The sequence below is a fragment of the Flammeovirga sp. SJP92 genome (genome assembly GCF_001583495.1).
In the GTDB taxonomy this organism is placed as follows: Bacteria; Bacteroidota; Bacteroidia; order Cytophagales; family Flammeovirgaceae; genus Flammeovirga.
The window spans coordinates 202,797-221,015 of sequence record NZ_LQAQ01000098.1; the positions used below are offsets into that span (position 1 = coordinate 202,797).

The 18,219-nt window shown below is 36.3% G+C and carries 9 protein-coding genes; 5 read left to right on the top strand and 4 right to left on the bottom strand.

Annotated elements, in window-relative coordinates; translation table 11 throughout:
* Positions 1 to 6 precede the first annotated feature (6 nt).
* Both nadD and AVL50_RS25065 read left to right on the top strand, forming a co-directional pair.
* Positions 7 to 579 (top strand): nicotinate (nicotinamide) nucleotide adenylyltransferase, encoded by a 573-nt coding sequence (gene nadD, locus AVL50_RS25060; RefSeq protein WP_062619588.1) that lies wholly within the window; start codon positions 7 to 9, stop codon positions 577 to 579.
* 85 nt (positions 580 to 664) lie between these two features.
* Positions 665 to 1,900, top strand: a complete 1,236-nt coding sequence (locus AVL50_RS25065) for a carboxypeptidase-like regulatory domain-containing protein (RefSeq protein ID WP_172826916.1) — start codon at positions 665 to 667, stop codon at positions 1,898 to 1,900.
* Between the two features lie 70 nt (positions 1,901 to 1,970).
* Here the strand turns inward: AVL50_RS25065 and AVL50_RS25070 are convergent, their stop codons facing one another.
* The 4 genes from AVL50_RS25070 to AVL50_RS25085 form a co-directional block, all read right to left on the bottom strand.
* The gene (locus AVL50_RS25070; protein WP_062619590.1) at positions 1,971 to 2,708 is read right to left on the bottom strand and encodes a hypothetical protein; all 738 of its coding nucleotides are present in this window, start codon (positions 2,706 to 2,708) and stop codon (positions 1,971 to 1,973) included.
* A 212-nt stretch (positions 2,709 to 2,920) separates the two neighbouring features.
* Positions 2,921 to 3,910: an alpha/beta hydrolase gene (locus tag AVL50_RS25075; RefSeq protein WP_062619591.1), complete on the bottom strand. Its 990-nt coding sequence runs from the start codon at positions 3,908 to 3,910 to the stop codon at positions 2,921 to 2,923.
* A 104-nt stretch (positions 3,911 to 4,014) separates the two neighbouring features.
* A complete protein-coding gene (locus AVL50_RS25080; RefSeq protein WP_062619592.1) occupies positions 4,015 to 4,971 on the bottom strand; it encodes a helix-turn-helix domain-containing protein in 957 nt (318 codons plus the stop codon).
* Between the two features lie 116 nt (positions 4,972 to 5,087).
* Complete coding sequence (locus tag AVL50_RS25085; RefSeq protein WP_062619593.1) at positions 5,088 to 6,692, bottom strand: fumarate hydratase; 1,605 nt, start codon at positions 6,690 to 6,692, stop codon at positions 5,088 to 5,090.
* A 452-nt stretch (positions 6,693 to 7,144) separates the two neighbouring features.
* Here AVL50_RS25085 and AVL50_RS25090 point away from each other — a divergent pair, with 452 nt between their 5' ends.
* From AVL50_RS25090 to AVL50_RS25100, 3 genes are all read left to right on the top strand, one after another.
* Positions 7,145 to 8,950 carry an acyl-CoA dehydrogenase family protein gene (locus AVL50_RS25090; RefSeq protein WP_062619594.1) on the top strand — a complete coding sequence of 602 codons (1,806 nt, stop codon included), beginning with the start codon at positions 7,145 to 7,147 and terminating at the stop codon, positions 8,948 to 8,950.
* 370 nt (positions 8,951 to 9,320) lie between these two features.
* Entirely contained in the window at positions 9,321 to 10,085 is a 765-nt protein-coding gene (locus tag AVL50_RS25095) for a cyclase family protein (protein ID WP_062619596.1), read from the top strand.
* A 563-nt stretch (positions 10,086 to 10,648) separates the two neighbouring features.
* A complete protein-coding gene (locus AVL50_RS25100) occupies positions 10,649 to 18,160 on the top strand; it encodes a S8 family serine peptidase (protein WP_062619598.1) in 7,512 nt (2,503 codons plus the stop codon).
* The last annotated feature ends 59 nt before the right edge of the window (positions 18,161 to 18,219 follow it).

Sequence of the window (18,219 nt, forward strand, 5' to 3'; positions counted from 1 at the left end):
TAAAGAATGAAGACAGGATTATTTTTTGGTTCATTTAACCCCATTCATATTGGGCACTTGATACTTGCCAATGCCATGATTCAAAGTGGTGAGGTGGACGAAGTTTGGTTTGTAGTTTCTCCTCATAACCCTTTCAAAAAAAGAGGATCATTGCTTCATGAATTTGACCGCTTGGATATGGTCAATGCTGCTATCCAAGATAACTATAAGTTTAGAGCATCAGATATTGAATTTAGAATGCCTAAGCCAAGTTATACTGTGGATACTTTAGTTTATCTTCAAGAAAAGAATCCGAAACACTCCTTTAAAGTGATTGTAGGAGAAGATAATCTCGCTGGTTTTAAAAAGTGGAAAAACCACGAAATTATCTTAGAAGATTACGGCCTGTTGGTTTACCCAAGACCGCATGCGAAGCCTTCTGATTTAAAAGATCACAAGAATGTGAAAATGATCAATGCTCCTATGGTGGATATTTCTGCTACTTATATCAGAAACTGTGTCAAAGAAGATAAGGACTTTAGGTATATGGTGCCTGAGGGAGTGAGAACCTTGATTCAGAGTAAAGGGTATTATAGATAAGTTTTTTTGGAACCTTCAACCGCAATCAATGTGTTTGAAGGTTTTTTTATATATTGAGGGATCAAAAACTAATTTAAATAATACAATGCAAACTAAATCAGTACTTCAGAAGTGTCCCCTCTTTTTCTTATTCATCTTTATTACGTCCTCAGTTTTCTCACAGTCCTCAAAAGAATTTGATTATAATGCCAACAGAGAACAGCTTATTAATCAATCAATAGAAGGACTAGATAGCCTTGAAATTGAAAATTGGCTTTTTGAATTCAGCTGTAGTGATAGTATTAAATTGGGAATGATTTTTAAGATGAGTGCTCAAACATTTGCTCTAGAATTTATATCCATTAAAAAATATGAAGGAGGTTTGGCACATCTTCAAGGAATGTATATTGCTGAGTGTAATGATATTTCAGGAAAGAACTATAAAAGTAAAGATGAACTAACTGAAAGAGTAAATGAACTACTAGAGGCTTATGAGAAAACTTCTGTCAATTTGATAGGTATTGGTTATCTTAAAGCTCAAGCTACCCAAAAGCATTCTTTACCATTGCTGAAAAAATATATTCATGGCAGTATAAAAAGTACCACGAAAGAGTATGTAGAATATGCTGCAGTCGGTATTGTAAATTCAGAATATGGAACAATCACTAATCACTATGGATATTTCGAATTGTCCTTCCCTCCTTCCATATCAGAAGATGCGATTTTAACTATACAACATGTAGCTTATGAGAAGCTTGAAATACCTTTAAAGCAATTTATTTTGAATCCTAATATTGTCGTAACGTCAAAAGAAAGTGTTTTGGATGAAGTAATTGTATTAGATGAAAAAGAACATCTTAAGAGAAAAATATTAGGTGATAAGGGTAATACAAATAAATCAGGTTTTGTGTATGGGGGAAAAGAAGGAACTGAAATTGCGAAAAGATTCGATATTAAAAATAAGAAAGTCTTTATTAATAATGTCGGTACTTTTGTGAGTAATAGAGAAGGAAAAAAGTTCAAATTATTGGTCCACCTTTATGAAGAAGATGTTGAAACGGGATTGCCCGGCAAATCACTACTAAAAAAACAGGTAGTTATAGAATCAGAAGTAGAAAGGGGCTGGATTAATGTCGATCTTACTCAGCAAAATATTACAACAAACCAACCATTTTATGTTGCCTTCCAATGGATAAATCCAGACGTTTCAAACCCACATATTGGTATGACTGGAAAGAAAGGTTTAACAAGAAGATCGTCTTTGGGACAATGGAAAGATAGTGGTCAATTTAAGTGGATGATGAATGCGGAGGTAACTTTTTTGAATAAAGAAGAACTTTAAGACTGAGAGAGAGGCTTAATAGATAGAAATCTACTAAGCCTTTTTTGATTGAAGTTTAAAGATGAATGTATTAGAATCTAAAATTGATATTGATGCCTGTATAGATATCAAATAATGGTTCTCCCCTTAATTTTCTTTCATAAAAACCAGAAAGACGATAGTTACTACCCAAATCAACACCCCCTTCTATTTTATAATAGATCACAAAATCATCAAAGTTCCAGACCCACCTGTTGTCTATGGCTACATTAATCCATTTATCATCATATTGATATTTCACTGAAGGTTCAAAACGAACAAAAGCTGGTGCAACAGTATTTTCTACAGCTTGAATTGTCGGTATATATGCTCTCCATTGATTAGAAAAAGTGAGGTGATTCCCCATTAATTTCCATCCGTATTGGATCATTGGCTCTAATGTATAATGACCAAATAACCCTGATAAGTCAGAATTACCTGTTGGTAAGTGCATTTTCATTGTAGCATTTAAACCTAGAAAATCTTTGCTATTGGAAGGAATAATAGATCTTGAGTATGAGATATTCATGTCTCCTGGAGAATATATTTTGCGTCCTTCTTCCGTGTATTGCGTTCCTATTAATTCTACAAGCAAGTGACTATTGTCTTTAAAAGTAATTCCTCCTTTTAAAAGAAAATAAGTGGCTTGATGCGTCGAGTTGAAATTGTAGTATTCTTTATGAAGACTGATGGAAGTGAGCCTTGTTTTTGAAGGAGTTGCGTCTTGAGCAAATACATTGAATGCTGAAAAGACTAAAAGAAGTATACAAAGAGAAATACGATGATTCATAACAGGGAAATGTAAATTGTAGAAATAAATAAAAGGGCAAAATATCGTGCACCATGACTAAAGTCATGGGCAAGTGATATTGACTCCATCAACACTAAAGTGTTGTTTTCGTTTTCAACCTTCAAGACTTTAGTCTTGGTTAGGTTGCTCTATCACTTACCCATAGTTTTAACTATGGTGCACGAAACACCTAATGACTTTATTCCAAATACTTAAATAGATGAATTGACTACCCTCTCAATGAAGTTGAAAAGTCTTGTTTCTACTGGTATTCTAACTGCGTCTCCTGACATAGAAGTAGCACCTGCTGGATAGAAATGTCCGAACCCTGGCACCCAAGCGAATTCATACTCCACACCTGTTCTCTCATAATGTTGAATCATTAGAGGATTGGCAATTCTTGCTCCTGTAAGATCTGTTTGTGCAAGGAACTGAAGAATTGGAGGGTGGTTTTCTCCAGCTTTGATATTATCCAATTCAAAAACTACCGGAGCACCTGATAAAAGGAATACCCCTGCTACAGGCTCTTTTAACCCATAAGCAACATTCCAAGAAGTCACTGCACCAGCTGAAAAACCGCCAATAATGATTTTATCTTGATCTACTGGTAGCTCATCTGCATTGCGCTTTACAAATTGAATAGCAGATTGTAAATCTTCAGCAGCAGCAATAACAGCATCAGATTGTATTTTAATATGCTCAGGATTGTTGGGATCTAATGGAGGAAGGTTCATTGCTTTTCTTACTTCAGAAGCTCTATCCAACATTAGTTTGATACCGTCTCTATTCAAAACAGTATGCTCATCAATACCCTCAAGATGTGGTATGGGAAAGTCGGGAGTTAATCGGTAATCGATAGCAAAACAAACATATCCTTTTTTTGCTAACCTCATACAGTATTCCTCAGGTGAAGTATCCTGTTGCCCGTCGATTTCATAACGGTCATGTGGAGTGCCTCTTTGAAATGCCCCTCCGTATGTAAAGAATACAGCGGGACGTTTTTCATTATTGGTCGTTACAGGCTTGTAAATATTCATCCATAAGTCAACAGATGTAGGTCTTCCGTCTTTCAGAATTAATCCTTTTCCATAGTTGACATTTCTTACTACATCAACATCATAGTTTACATTAGCATAAACGACATTAGTTATTGTAAAGATAAAAGAGAATAAAATCGCTGATATATAATAAATTACCTTCATGATTATAGTGTTTGTAATGGTTTTCTTTTTGATTACAATACAAAATTAGAAGGTAAGGCAGTCAGAAGTATTACACTATTCCGTCTTAATGTATAGCGAATCCGTCAATTGTTAGTGAAGCTATTAGGACTTTCGCCAAAATGATCTTTAAATATCTTAGAAAAGTGGCTTGGTGAGCTATAACCAAGCTGATAAGAAACTTCAGTAATTGAAAAAAGACCTTGCTCCAACATTTGTTTGCCTTGCTCTAACTTCATTCTCTTCTTGTAAGAGTTCATGGATTCACCAAAGTGAGCTTTAAATAAACGTTGAAGTTTTCGTTCTCCAATAGCATATCTATTAATGAGTTCTTGGATTGAAATACTGTTTTCATGGTCTTGAAGTAATAAGTTACCTACTTCTAATACTATTTGAAGATCTTGTTGATACATCTTATTGGAACTCCTTTCCGTGTTTTCACTGATACTTTTGAGTGACCAAAGAATTAAACTTTCCAACTTTTGATGAAAAAGACTTTTTTGAATGGGATCGTTAAGTTGTAGCTGTTCAAGTTCTTTAATTAAGTTTCTAATTTCTATAGAATGTGAAGCTTGAAACAACCACCCTTGTTCCTTTAAATAATGTTGGTAGATAGGAAGAGGAAACTCAAACCTCTCTCCTATTTCCTTTAGTTTATTTTTATGGATGAATAAATGATACTGATGTATATTAAGATATGCCGGATAATATTGATTGAAAGTATAATCTTTATCGAAGAAAAGTAATTTCTGTTGTGCCCAGTCTTTACTTTTGGGATTATAGGTTAATAAAGGAGAGTGAATCAAAAAATAAAGTGATAGATAGTCTTCTTGCTGTTCAATGCTTCTTGTCAAAACCATATCTTCATAGATGACAAACTTTTCCTCTTGAAAAATTAAACCATCACCAAATTCTTTTTTCTGAATAAAACCACTTCCATACTTTGAAGGAAAATATAAACGGTCATTATCAATAGATGTTTCCATCTGCTGACTTAATTCCTCCAATAAGTTGAGAATAGAATTGATTTTGATATTTCGCATATTGAGTTTGTTGGTGCTATGATTACTATTAAGCAAAAAGTTTCTTCAAAATAAAAAAATCCCTTACAGCATGCACTGCAAGGGATTCATATATATGAAATCTATATAATTCAGAATTATAATTCTGCGAAGAAGTCATTTCCTTTATCGTCAACGATGATGAAGGCTGGGAAGTTTTCGATTTCGATCTTACGAACCGCTTCCATTCCTAAATCTTCAAAGTCAACTAACTCCACAGATTTGATGTTCTCTTTTGCAAGGATTGCAGCAGGACCACCAATTGAACCTAAGTAGAATCCACCGTGCTCGTTACAAGCGTCTGTTACTTGTTGCGAACGGTTACCTTTTGCCAACATGATCATTGAACCACGTTTTGCTTGGAAAGGTCCTACATAAGGGTCCATTCTACCGGCAGTAGTTGGTCCGAATGAACCTGAAGGCATTCCTTCTGGCGTTTTCGCAGGACCAGCATAGTAGATTGGGTGATTCTTGAAGTACTCTGGCATCTCCTCACCATTGTCCAACATTTCTTTGATACGTGCGTGAGCGATATCACGAGCTACGATCAATGTACCTTTCAAGTTCAAACGAGTTTTGATAGGGTATTTCGTTAATTCCGCTAATACCTCATCCATTGGACGGTTCAAGTCGATTTCAACTGGGTTGTCCATTTGTGATTCTTCAGTAGGAATCAAACGACGTGGATCTTTTTCTAATTCTTCTAACCAGATACCATCTTCGTTGATTTTCGCTTTGATATTACGGTCAGCTGAACAAGAAACACCAATACCTACTGGGCAAGATGCGGCGTGACGAGGTAAACGGATTACTTTCACATCGTGCGTGAAGTATTTACCACCGAACTGAGCACCGATTAAACTCTCTTGACAGATCTTTTGGATTTTTTCTTCCCACTCTACATCACGGAACGCTTGACCGCCCATGTTACCTTCAGTTGGCAAGTGGTCATAGTAACCTGCAGATGCTTTCTTCACTGTAGCCATGTTTGCTTCAGCAGAAGTACCGCCTACTACAAATGCTAAGTGATAAGGAGGACAAGCCGCAGTACCAATTGATTTTAATTTTTCCTTTACAAAAGCAGTTAAGCTTTCTTCGTTCAACAACGCTTTAGTTTGTTGGTAAAGGAAAGTTTTGTTGGCAGATCCACCACCTTTTGCCATAAACAAGAACTCATAAGAGTTACCTTGATCTGAGTAAATATCGATTTGAGCAGGAAGGTTAGTACCTGTGTTTTTCTCCTCAGTCATTGTCAAAGGAACAACTTGAGAATAACGTAGGTTTCTTTCCTTGTATGTTTCATAGATACCACGCGATAACGCTTCAGCATCATTTGAACCTGTAATTACGCCTTCACCTTTTTTACCCATTACAATAGCAGTACCTGTATCTTGGCAAGAAGGTAATTGTCCTTCCGCTGCTACAGCTGCATTTTCTAACAATGTACGAGCAACAAAACGATCGTTATCAGAAGCTTCTGGGTCGTCTAAGATTTTAGCTACTTTTTCTAAGTGCGCCGTACGAAGGTAGAAAGATACATCCGCCATTGCCTCTTGAGAAAGTAGTTCAAGACCTTTAGGGTCTACTTTCAAAAACTTACGTCCGTCTACTTCAATTGTAGAAACATAATCTTTGGTTAATAATCTATACTTTGTAGTGTCGTCCTTTATCGGGAAAGGCTTCTGATAAAAAAAATCGCTCATTGTTTGTTCATTTATTGTTTCCTATAAACAGTCAAAAGTGTTGATTAGTAATTGAATGCATTAATTCTAACCCCCTCAATACTTCAACTGCGCAAAAATACAATGCAAACATGAGTACATAAGTGAGATATGTCATAATTGTAAATACATTTTAATGATTCTTATAAAAAAGTGTGTTGAGCTACTTCATTTTCACCCAAAAACACCTTTTTTAGAAAAATAAGCGTTAAAATCACATTTTTTTTCTGCTTTTTGTTATGCTTGCATAATAATTTTCATATATTTGAAAATGAATGTTATGCAAGCATACGTTTTTAAGTGAATGGTTGTTTTTGTAATACATTCATCATTGCAGAATAATTAAGATACACACATCCAATAAACAATACATGAATAAACACGAGTAGTTTATTCTCATCCAAAATAACAACACACAAAATTTATACAGATCAATGAATACTGTAACCAATAAAAAAGCAATTAAAGGCGGTGAGTTTTTGATCCGCGAGACAGAGGCGAATGAGATTTTTACGCCAGAAGAATTTTCAGAAGAGCAGGTGATGATGGCACAAGCCACGAAAGATTTTATCGATCAGGAAATCACACCAAAAGCCAAAGAAATTGATGGACATAACTGGGAATTAGTAGAACAAATTTTTGCCAAAGCTGGTGACTTAGGATTATTAGGTATTTCCGTTCCTGAAGACATGGGAGGCTTAGGAATGAGCTTTAATACTTCTATGTTAATTGCAGATGTATTTGGTGAAGCAGGTTCATTTTCAACAACTTATGGTGCACATACAGGTATTGGTACTTTGCCAATCCTTTATTACGGTACACAAGAGCAAAAAGAAAAATATCTTCCAAAATTAGCAACAGGCGAATGGGCAGCCGCTTATGCACTGACAGAACCTGATGCAGGATCTGATGCTAATTCTGGTAAAACAAAAGCAGTATTAACAGACGATGGAAAACACTACCTACTGACAGGTCAAAAAATGTGGATTTCCAATGCAGGTTTTGCTGACTTATTTATTGTTTTCGCAAAAATCGAAGACGATAAAAACCACACAGCATTTATTGTAGAGAAGTCATTCGGTAACATTACGATGAACGAAGAGGAAGAGAAACTGGGTATTAAAGGTTCTTCTACTCGTCAAGTATTCTTCAATGATACTGCAGTGCCTGTTGAAAATATGCTTTCTGAAAGAGGTAATGGATTTAAGATTGCCGTTAACATCTTGAACATCGGTAGAGCAAAGTTAGGAGCAGGTGTGTTAGGTGGTTGTCGTGCAGTGATTGATCACTCTATCAGATATTCTAAAGAGCGTAAGCAGTTCAAACAGCCTATCGCAAACTTTGGAGCAATCAAGCAAAAATTAGCTCAGATGGCTACGAAGACTTATGTAATTGAGTCGATGTGTTATAGAGCAGGACAAAATATAGAAGACCATACTGAAGAATTATTATCAAGCGGTATGGATGAAGCAAAAGCGAAACTAAAAGGTGTAGAGCAATTCGCGATCGAGTGTGCTATCCTTAAAGTCTTCGGTTCTGAAACATTGGATTTTGTAGTAGATGAAGGTGTTCAGGTCTACGGTGGTATGGGCTTCTCAGCAGATGCACCAATGGAAAGAGCGTACCGTGATGCACGTATCTCAAGAATTTATGAAGGTACGAACGAAATCAACCGTATGCTTTTGGTAGGAATGATGATCAAGCGTGCCATGAAAGGTGAATTGGACATTGTATCACCTGCAATGGACGTTGCAAAAGAGCTGACTTCGGTTCCATCATTTGAAACAATAGATGCTTCAGTGTTATTCAACATTGAAAAAGATATTTTGAAGCGTTTGAAAAAAGCAGCCTTAATGGTAGCAGGTAGAGCGGTTCAAGTATTTGAAGCAAAAATCAACGATGAGCAAGAAATTCTGATGAATGTTGCTGACATGTTGATTCAGATTTATGCAGCAGAATCAGCAATGCTTCGTACCGAAAAAATGGTAGAAGAAAAAGGTGAGGAAGCTTGTAAAGAGCAAATCAATATTTCAAAAGTGTTTATCCGTGAGGCGGCGGAGCAAATTGCTACTTCAGGTAGAGAAGCAATTGCTGGTATTGCCAAAGGCGATGAGCAAAAAGTCATGTTGATGGGCTTGAAACGTTTCACAAAGTACGAATTAGAAAACGTACACGTGTTGCGTAGAGAATTAGCGGATACTCTGATAGAGAAGGATACTTATCCATTCTTTGTCATCTAATTAATAGAAAATAATATATAAGTACAAATTCAAAATTATCTCATACTAATTCTATTTATTGTTTTGCGATTACTTCCTTCAAAAAACTTTTAATAGAACCACTATTAATACGTTTTTTAGCGTTGTACTCACAAAAAATAAATTAAAATTAACTATGATTTATTTTTGATTTAGTACTTAAGAAATTTGTCTTGCCCTATATCGAGTGAGGGCAGGATTAAATAGGACGATTAAATACTTGGTTACATGAAAGAAAAAGCCAACCTGTTTCGGGTTGGCTTTTTTTAATGACTTAGTACTTACTTTTCAAAAAAAATACTTAACATTGATGACTTAAAACTATTCCCAAACTTAAACTAAATAGTCAGCTATGAAAATTATTGATCTCTCTAAACCAATTAAATTCAACAAAAAGGACCCGTGGTTTATGCGTGTCAAAATCAAGCACAAACCACATCGCAAGGCAAAGTGGCTTATTAGGATCCTAGGTCTTCCATTTAAACTTTTCCCCAAAGGATTTGAAGGCTGGGCTGATGATACCATCGAAAAAATGGGCGTTCACTCTACCACTCATATTGATGCCCCTTGGCACTACTCTCCTACTGTGGCTGGACAAAAGGCAAAAACCATTGATGAAGTACCTTTGGACTGGTGCTATGGTGAAGGGATTGTAATCGACATGAAACACAAGCTTGATTATGAACCGATCACTCAAGAGGATGTGGAAACGTTCCTTTCGGAGAATAATTTAGAGCTGAAAGAAGGAATGATTGTGTTGGTGAAAACAGGTCGTGATAAGTTTAATGGTACGGAAGATTTCCACAAAGTAGGAACAGGTATGAGTGCAGAAGCGACACATTACCTTATTGATAAAGGAATTAAAGTAATGGGAATTGACTCTTGGGGATGGGACCTGCCATTACCTTATTTAATTGAGCAGGCCAAGGAAACCGGAAATAAGGAATTATTCTGGAATGCACACCTTGTAGGGAAAGAAAAAGAGTATTGTCATATGGAGCAGTTAGTGAACCTTGACGCCTTACCTTATTCAGGTTTTAAAGTGGCTGTTTTTCCATTGAAAATAGTTGGGGCATCTGCTGCACCTGCTAGAGTAGTAGCCATGATGGACAATTAAGAAACTTTACTTTTAACGAACAAAGAGCCTTGAGAGAGCATCTAATTTAAAGCTAGTTTTATATAGTGTTAAGTTGTGATTTTGTCTACTACTAGGCTCTTTTTCTTGTCTAATTTTCTAATATAACCTATTATTCATCTATTTTTTTTAGAAAAAAGAGTTGTTTTTATTGTTGTTGTGTGAAAATACAGTAAATACTTTGTTTTTGGTTTAATGTTTTCATCATTAGTGTTTTATGATTTTGTATTTGATTGTTATTAATGTTGGTGTAGCACTGATGTAGTAGTGTATTTGGATACATGTAGCATATGGTTTTTTGAATTTACACTTGTTTACGACTTAAAATTGTGTGGGATCTAACGATGAACTTTTATCAGAAAATATGTCTGACAAGAACACGAAGAAATCTCGCAAGGGTAATCAATCTTTAGATAAGGAAAGATTACTGGAGATGATTGAAGTACGAAAAAAGGAGACAGACGTGCTTCAGAAATTACTGCACCTATTAAGGTTAAAATAATTTCTAGCCAATTCAATTTTTTAAACCGCTAAACAGACTATCAATGAGAAATCATTTACCAAAGGTATTGACTGTCTTGATATGCCTTTTAGCTGCGGTATTTAATACCTCAGTTACCTATGCACAACAACCTGTTATCTTTTCAGAAGGTGTTGCACAAGGCGTGATCAGGGTCAAGTTTAAAGAACAAACAGATGCAAGATTGCAGGTGACTCCAATGAATGGAGGAATTGCTACACTTGGAATTGCAGCGTTTGACGCAACAGCTCAACAGTATGAAGCTCAAAATATGAGGAGAGTATTCCCATATAATGCCAAATTTGAGCATAAATTAAGAAAACACGGATTACACTTATGGTACCAAATGGAGGTATCTACTTCAGCATCGATTGATGCAGTAGTCCAATCATTCTCTACACTTGCTGATGTAGAAATAGCAGAGGTGATCCGAGAAAAAAGATTAATTGAGCCGGACGCGAAGTTCGCTCCAATTTCAAAAGATCAAATTCAAACTTTATCAGAAACAGCTCCTGTCAATGACCCATTGCTTTCAAAACAATGGCATTATAGCAATGATGGTTCTGATGCTGCATGGACTAAAGGTGCAGATATTAACCTTTTCAAGGCATGGGAAACAACAATGGGTACTAACAACATCATTGTTTCAATCCATGATGAAGGTATTGATGTAAACCACGAAGATTTGAAAGCCAACATGTGGATCAACGAAGCCGAATTAAACGGTGTTGAAGGAGAAGATTCAGATGGTAATGGTTATGTGGATGACATTTACGGATGGAACTTCACAACTGCTTCAGGAGACATTGCTCCTCAAGGCCACGGTACACACGTTGCAGGTACAGTAGCCGCTGTTAACAACAACGGTATTGGTGTTGCAGGTGTTGCAGGTGGTGACGGTGAAAACCAAGGTGCATTATTGATGTCTTGCCAGATTTTAGGCGGTCCACTTATTGATGTTGCTCCTTCTTATATTTATGCGGCTAATAATGGTGCGGTGATCTCTCAAAACTCATGGGGATACCTTTCAGAAGGTTATTTTGATCAGGTAGTACTAGATGCTATCGATTACTTTATCGCCGAAGCAGGTGATTATGAAGGTTCGCCGATGAAAGGTGGTATTGTAATCTTCGCGTCAGGTAACAATAATCATGCAGGAAAATGGTACCCTGGATACTATGAGCCTTGTTTTACAGTAGCTTCTACAAACCCTCAAGATCAAAAAGCAGATTACTCTAACTATGGAGATTGGATTGAGTTATCAGCGCCAGGTGGAGAAACATCTTCAGCTTTAACAAACGGTGTATTATCTACATTGCCAGACAATGATTATGGATTCTACCAAGGTACATCAATGGCTTGTCCTCACGTATCAGGTGTTGCTGCATTAGTGCTTTCTCACTTAGGTGGTGAAACAATGACGCCTAATCAGTTGAAAGCACAATTATTGACAGGTGTAGTTTCTATTGAGGATCAAAACCCTGATTATTTAGGTCAGTTAGGTTCTGGTAGAATTGATGCTTCTTTTGCATTGAGAGAAAATGAAGGAATTGCTCCTGACTCTGTAGCTTCTTTTGAAATTGCTTATGAAGGTTTTGATCACATCGCATTAAAATGGATGACTCCTGCTGATGAAGATGATGGCCAAGCAAGCACTTTTGATATTTATTATTCTGAAGGAGAATTTGATTTAGAAACAGCTACTGTAGTAAAAGTAAATTCTGCTAGTGCTATTGGAGATTGGAACGTAAGACAAATTGATGGATTAAAAGCAGAGACAGCTTATTCATTTGCTATTGTAGCAAAAGATAGATGGGAAAATGCGTCACCAATGTCTGTTGTCATTAATGGTGCAACTAATCTTGGTCCTAAGTTGACATTCTCTAAGTCGTCAATGTCTATCACGGCAGATGTAACAATTTCAACAACTGCTTCAGATGAGATCACATTCTTGAATGAAGAAGAAGGAAGATTAATTTACTCTTTAGAGACAAGATATAAGAATCACTACCCTAAGACTTATTCTACAATTTCAGCAGGTCAAATGACTGAAGCTTCAAAATTAGGAGTTCAACCTTCTCCACGTTTAGAAGTAATGTCATTGAGTGACCATACTGAATTAGAAGAGTTTGAAAAACAATATTTAGAATATTGTAATTCAGGATTCTTCCCATCATTATTTATTGGAGATACAGATTTTACAAGATCGAATACAGCTGCTACAGCATATATAGCTCCAGAAGGAGGTTTCAATCTTACACACATTGAGTTTTACTTAAACACTTTGACAGAGGGGACTACTTATGCTCAAATCTACCAAGGTAATATTTTAAGCACAGCGACTTTGAAGTGGCAAACTGAATTAGAACCTCAAGATGATGATATTCACTATTTCAGATTGGATGAGCAATTGTATTTCCCTGAAGGAGAGGTATTCTGGATTGTATTAAAAGTACCAGCAGGAAACCAATATCCTTTAGTAATTGGTGAATACAACTTCTCAAAAGAAGGTGAAGATAAAATGTTCTACAGTAATGACGATGGTAAGTCATGGTCTTACTTAGTAGACGCAATTGGTGATAAGACACAAGCTTACTTAGTTTCAGCGATTAGTGATAACCCTTCAGTAGGTGAATTCATTACATTAAAACCTGCATCAGGTGATATTGTAGGTAATTCAGAGCAAGTAATTACAGCTACTGTAGATGCTTCTACATTAGTAAACGGATCATATACATCTGTAATGTTTGTAGAGTCAAATGATCCTGAAGAACCATTGAAAAAAATCAATATTTCAACAAAAGTAGATGGTCATAAATCAGACATCAAAACATTAGATATTGTAGATTTCGGTAGCGTTCAAGTAGGTTCAGAGAAAGAATTGATTATTGAAGTAGGTAACTATGGTTACGGTATTTTCAAATTAGCGAACAACGTTACACAAGAAGGTAGCGAAGCATTTGAACTTTCTGAAAAGCCATACACTTTCTACTCTAGAAAAATTGGTCAAGTTAAGATCAAATATACACCAACTCAAGGTGGCGCAGAGACGGCTAAGTTTGTGTTTACAGATGCTACTTATGGTGGATCTTTTGAAATCAATGTTGTTGCATCAGCAATTGAGCCTTCAAAAATTGAATTAACGCCAGCTGAACAAACATATACTTTAGGATTGGGTGATACAGATGAAGGTGTATTTACAATCAACAATACAGGTAATTATCCATTACAATACTCAATTCCAGTTTATGAAGAGAATGTTGAAGAAGGTGTACACCGTTTCGGTTATTCATGGGAATTGGTAACAGATAATTTTGTTTGGGAAGAGTTAGATGGACAAGCAGATGTTTTGGACTTCACGAAGCAATTTAAGGATGATTCATTCCTTGATTTTATTGAAGTTGAATTAGGATTTGATTTCCCATTCTATGATACTTTGGTAAACAGAATGCATGTATCACATGTAGGTATGATTGCTTTGGATACGAAAGACCCTGTAAATGGTAGCTGGGGTAAACTATTAGGATCAGACTTTACTTCTAATGGTTATGTAGCAGGTTTGTACTTGTATACAAATATTGGTTTAGATACTAAATTCCTTTATAAGAGATTCAGTGACCGTATTGTAATGGAGTATAAAAACTTATATACAATTGCTTCAGAAGATACTTACGGCGAGTCGTATAAGATCTCTTACCAAATTGTATTACATGCAGATGGTAATGTAGAGTATAGATACCAAGATGTTTGGGGTATCAGAAATTCAAATTCACCATTTATTGGTGTGGAAAGCCCTGATAAAAAAGACGGTTTCTATATCTATGAAAACTCACAACAACCTGAAAAGTTATTTACTTCAAAGAGTTCAAATGTAACAATTAAAGTAAATCATCCAGGTAGAAAAATTGCTAGAAATTTAAGCAGTACAAGTGGTGTAGTTCCTGTAGGTCAGTCTGTAGATATCGCTTATGATGTCGTAACAGAAGGATTAGATGAAATGAGAAACACTCAAAACATCTCTATCTATACAAATGATCCAGTAACGCCATTAGCTCACTTTACATTACATGCAGATGTAACAAGTGGTGGTGAAGCAGTAGTGACAACAACTAAAGACGAGATCATCTTTGGTGATGTATTCAAAACAGCTACACCTTCTTCAACAGTGATGTTTAGAAATAAAGGTAATAAGCCAATTTCATTCACATCAGCAGTAGTTGAAAACGGTTCATTTGAAGTTGACAAGACATCGTTTACAATTGATCCAAGACTTTCAGAAACAGTTAAGGTATCATTTACAGCATCTACTACAGGTGCAATGTCAGATAACCTAATCGTAACTGATGAGTTAGGAACTGTTTATACTTTCCCTATCACTGCCAATGTTATCCATGCACCAATGATCAGCGTGGACAACTCAGATCGTCACTTTACTTTGAATGCAGGTGAAAAAGACCAACTTTCAATTGTAGTCGACAACTCTGAAGGCGAAGCAGACTTAGAAGTATTGCCAATGGGATCGCATTGGTTATATGAAGAGAAAGAAATACAGCCAATGAGCGTAATTCCTACTTACTCTTATGCTTGGAAAGATAATATGAAAGTGTTATCAGGTTTTGAAGATCCAGAATCTCCAGCTTATCAATTGATTGACATTACGAAAAACGGTCAGAAGATTGAAATTGAATTGGATGACTATTGGGAGCCTGTAAAATTACCATTTACGTTCAAGTACTATGGTATTGAGTACGATAGTATTTACATCGGTATTCACGGTCAAATGAGTTTCAACTACTACCATGGTGCTCCTCTAGGAGATAAAGTATGGTACCCATTAGAAATTCCTTTTGCTCATGATATCAATAACTTGGTAGCACCACTTTGGATGGCAGGTGGAGAAGATTACTATGATGAAACACCTACCAAAGGTATCTGGTACTACGAGGATGAAGAGAAATTTGTGGTGACTTATGAGCGTTTCCAACACTTCGGAAACATTTTAGGTGGACACGCTACAGCTGAGACAGTATTCTACAAAGACGGTAGAATCAAAATGCAGTACAAGACTTGGAACCAAACAGGTGTTGATTTCTGGAACAAGTGGTTAACTATTGGTTTAGAAAACCACGATGGTACTGAAGGTGTAATGGTGAACTTCTACCGTTCATACATCAGAGACGGTTTAGTCATCGAATATACACCAACAGAAAAGACTGTAATTCCTGCAGGAGAGTCTAAAACAATGAACTTTGCAGTAGATGCTGAGAAACTTTTAGATGGTAACTATAAATCTACATTAAGATTGATCAGTGAGTCTCCAAATAATGAAGAAGTTGAAATTCCAGTTCATTTAACAGTGAATGGTGTGGCTACTTTACAGTGGGATAAAGAAGTGATTGATTTAGGTGATATTTTATGGTCAGATGGACAACAAGTTGAAGCAATATTGAATACACAAAATATTGGTACAAAAGGGTTGAACTTGGCTGAAATGAAGTCGATCAGAGGTACAAATCCTAGAGTTGAAATTTGGGGTTATAACCGAGATTGGAATGGTAATCCATTTGGTGATCCATTATGGTTAAATACTGCTTTCTTTGATCCTTTATTCTCTCCATGGCCTTCTTTAGCTCCAGGTGAGGATCTTCCAACAAGATTTACGTTTACACCAACAGCAAGCGGTGCATTCTTAGATTCTATGGTTGTAAATGATGCAATGGGTCTTACAGATACAGTAGTGGTGAAAGCAAACTTGATTTTACCTCCAACTATGATTGTAGATGCTGATACTATTCATACCTCTTCATTAGATAACGAAGAAGTAATCACTAAAACAATTACAATCAGTAATGTTGATGGAGGTTCTGACTTACATTACACAGTAGAGTCTGAATTCGTAAGAGCAGGTTTCGCTACTTCAGTATTCAATAAGTTCAATTCAGAAATCAATACTGCATCTCTTAATGCTTCAGTAATTGCATCTCAAAACACAGGAATTCGAACAACTCAAGAGTTTGATGATGAGATCAACTACTTCAAAGGTTATGAGAAAGCAGGTGGGATTGGTTATGGTGCAAACAGCTTCAGTACTTTAACGAAGTTCAAAGCTCCATCAACAGGATTTAACTTATCTCACGTTTCTACTTGGTATGTACCAGCAGGAATGGCGAATGCTACATTGGAGATTGCGATCGGAATCGGTGATATTGACAATCCTACAATCTTACATGAGCAGTCTTTTGAAACAGAAACTGCAATTGATGATTTAGAAGGAGCTTTATTCACATTTGAATTAGAAAAATCTCTTCAGTTCCACCCAGGTGAAACAATTTACATGATCATCACTTATCCATTCGGTCCAGCAAGACCACAAGGTTTTGTAGAATCGGCGGAGACAATGGCAGATATCTCATACATTGAAGTAAATGGCGGGTGGTTAGACGTAACAACTGACAGCAGATTCCCATTATTACTTTGGATGAATGCTTTACATCAGTCAGAAAGAATCACACCATGGGTTACTTTATCTTCATTCGAAGGAACAGTGGCACAAGGAGAATCTGTAGATGTTGATGTTACATTTACGCCAGCAAATGCACTTTCAACTTCAGAAAAAGCAGTATTCAAATTCATCAGCAACGATGTGAATGCTGAAGTGGAAGAAGTAACAGCAATGATGACATTAAACAATGCTCCTGAATTTGTTGACTTCCCTGCGAACATTGAAATGGATGAAGCAATGGATTCAACTTTCATGATCACTGCTATGGATTATGACGGTCATGCTTTCACATTCGAAGTAGATGAGCACATTCTTATCGACAGCAGTTATGTGAACAATGATACATTGTCAATTCAATTAGTGACAGACTATGAGAGTGCAGGTGATCATTCATTCAATATAACAGTAACAGATGAGCATGGTATTGCTACAACTTCGGCAATCAATGTAATGGTGAACAATGTAAACAGAGCACCAATTGCAATTGAGCAAGACACATTGTACTTAATGCCAGGTGTAGCACCTACTTTCCTTGATCCAACAGCCATCTTCTCAGATGAAGACGGAGACGAGTTGACGTTTGGTATTGCCACTTCAGATGATGGCGTGGTGATGGCTAGCTTAACACAAGGTCAGTTTGCCATCTTAGGCATGACTGAAGGTGAAACGGAAGTAGCATTAATCGCAACAGACATTCACGGTGCATCGGTGATGACAATGTTGTACGTAATTGTAGATACAGAATTACCAACATCAATTGATAAGGATTTTGTAAGTCAAACGAACTTAAGAAACTATCCGAACCCAGTAATTGGTGAAACTACTTTTGCATTCAACATGATTAATTCAGGTGATGTATCTATCAAGATATATAATATGAATGGAGTGTTGGAACAGACAATTTCACTTGGCCAATTAGGCAGTGGAAATCACGAAGCAACTATTGACTTGTCATCTTTAATGACAGGAATGCACATCTACACTTTATCAGTAAACGGTAGTGTGGAGACGTATAATAAGTTGATCAAAAAATAGAATAAGAACGAAATTCAATTAGCTAAAACCATCGGGTCAATGATCCGATGGTTTTTTGC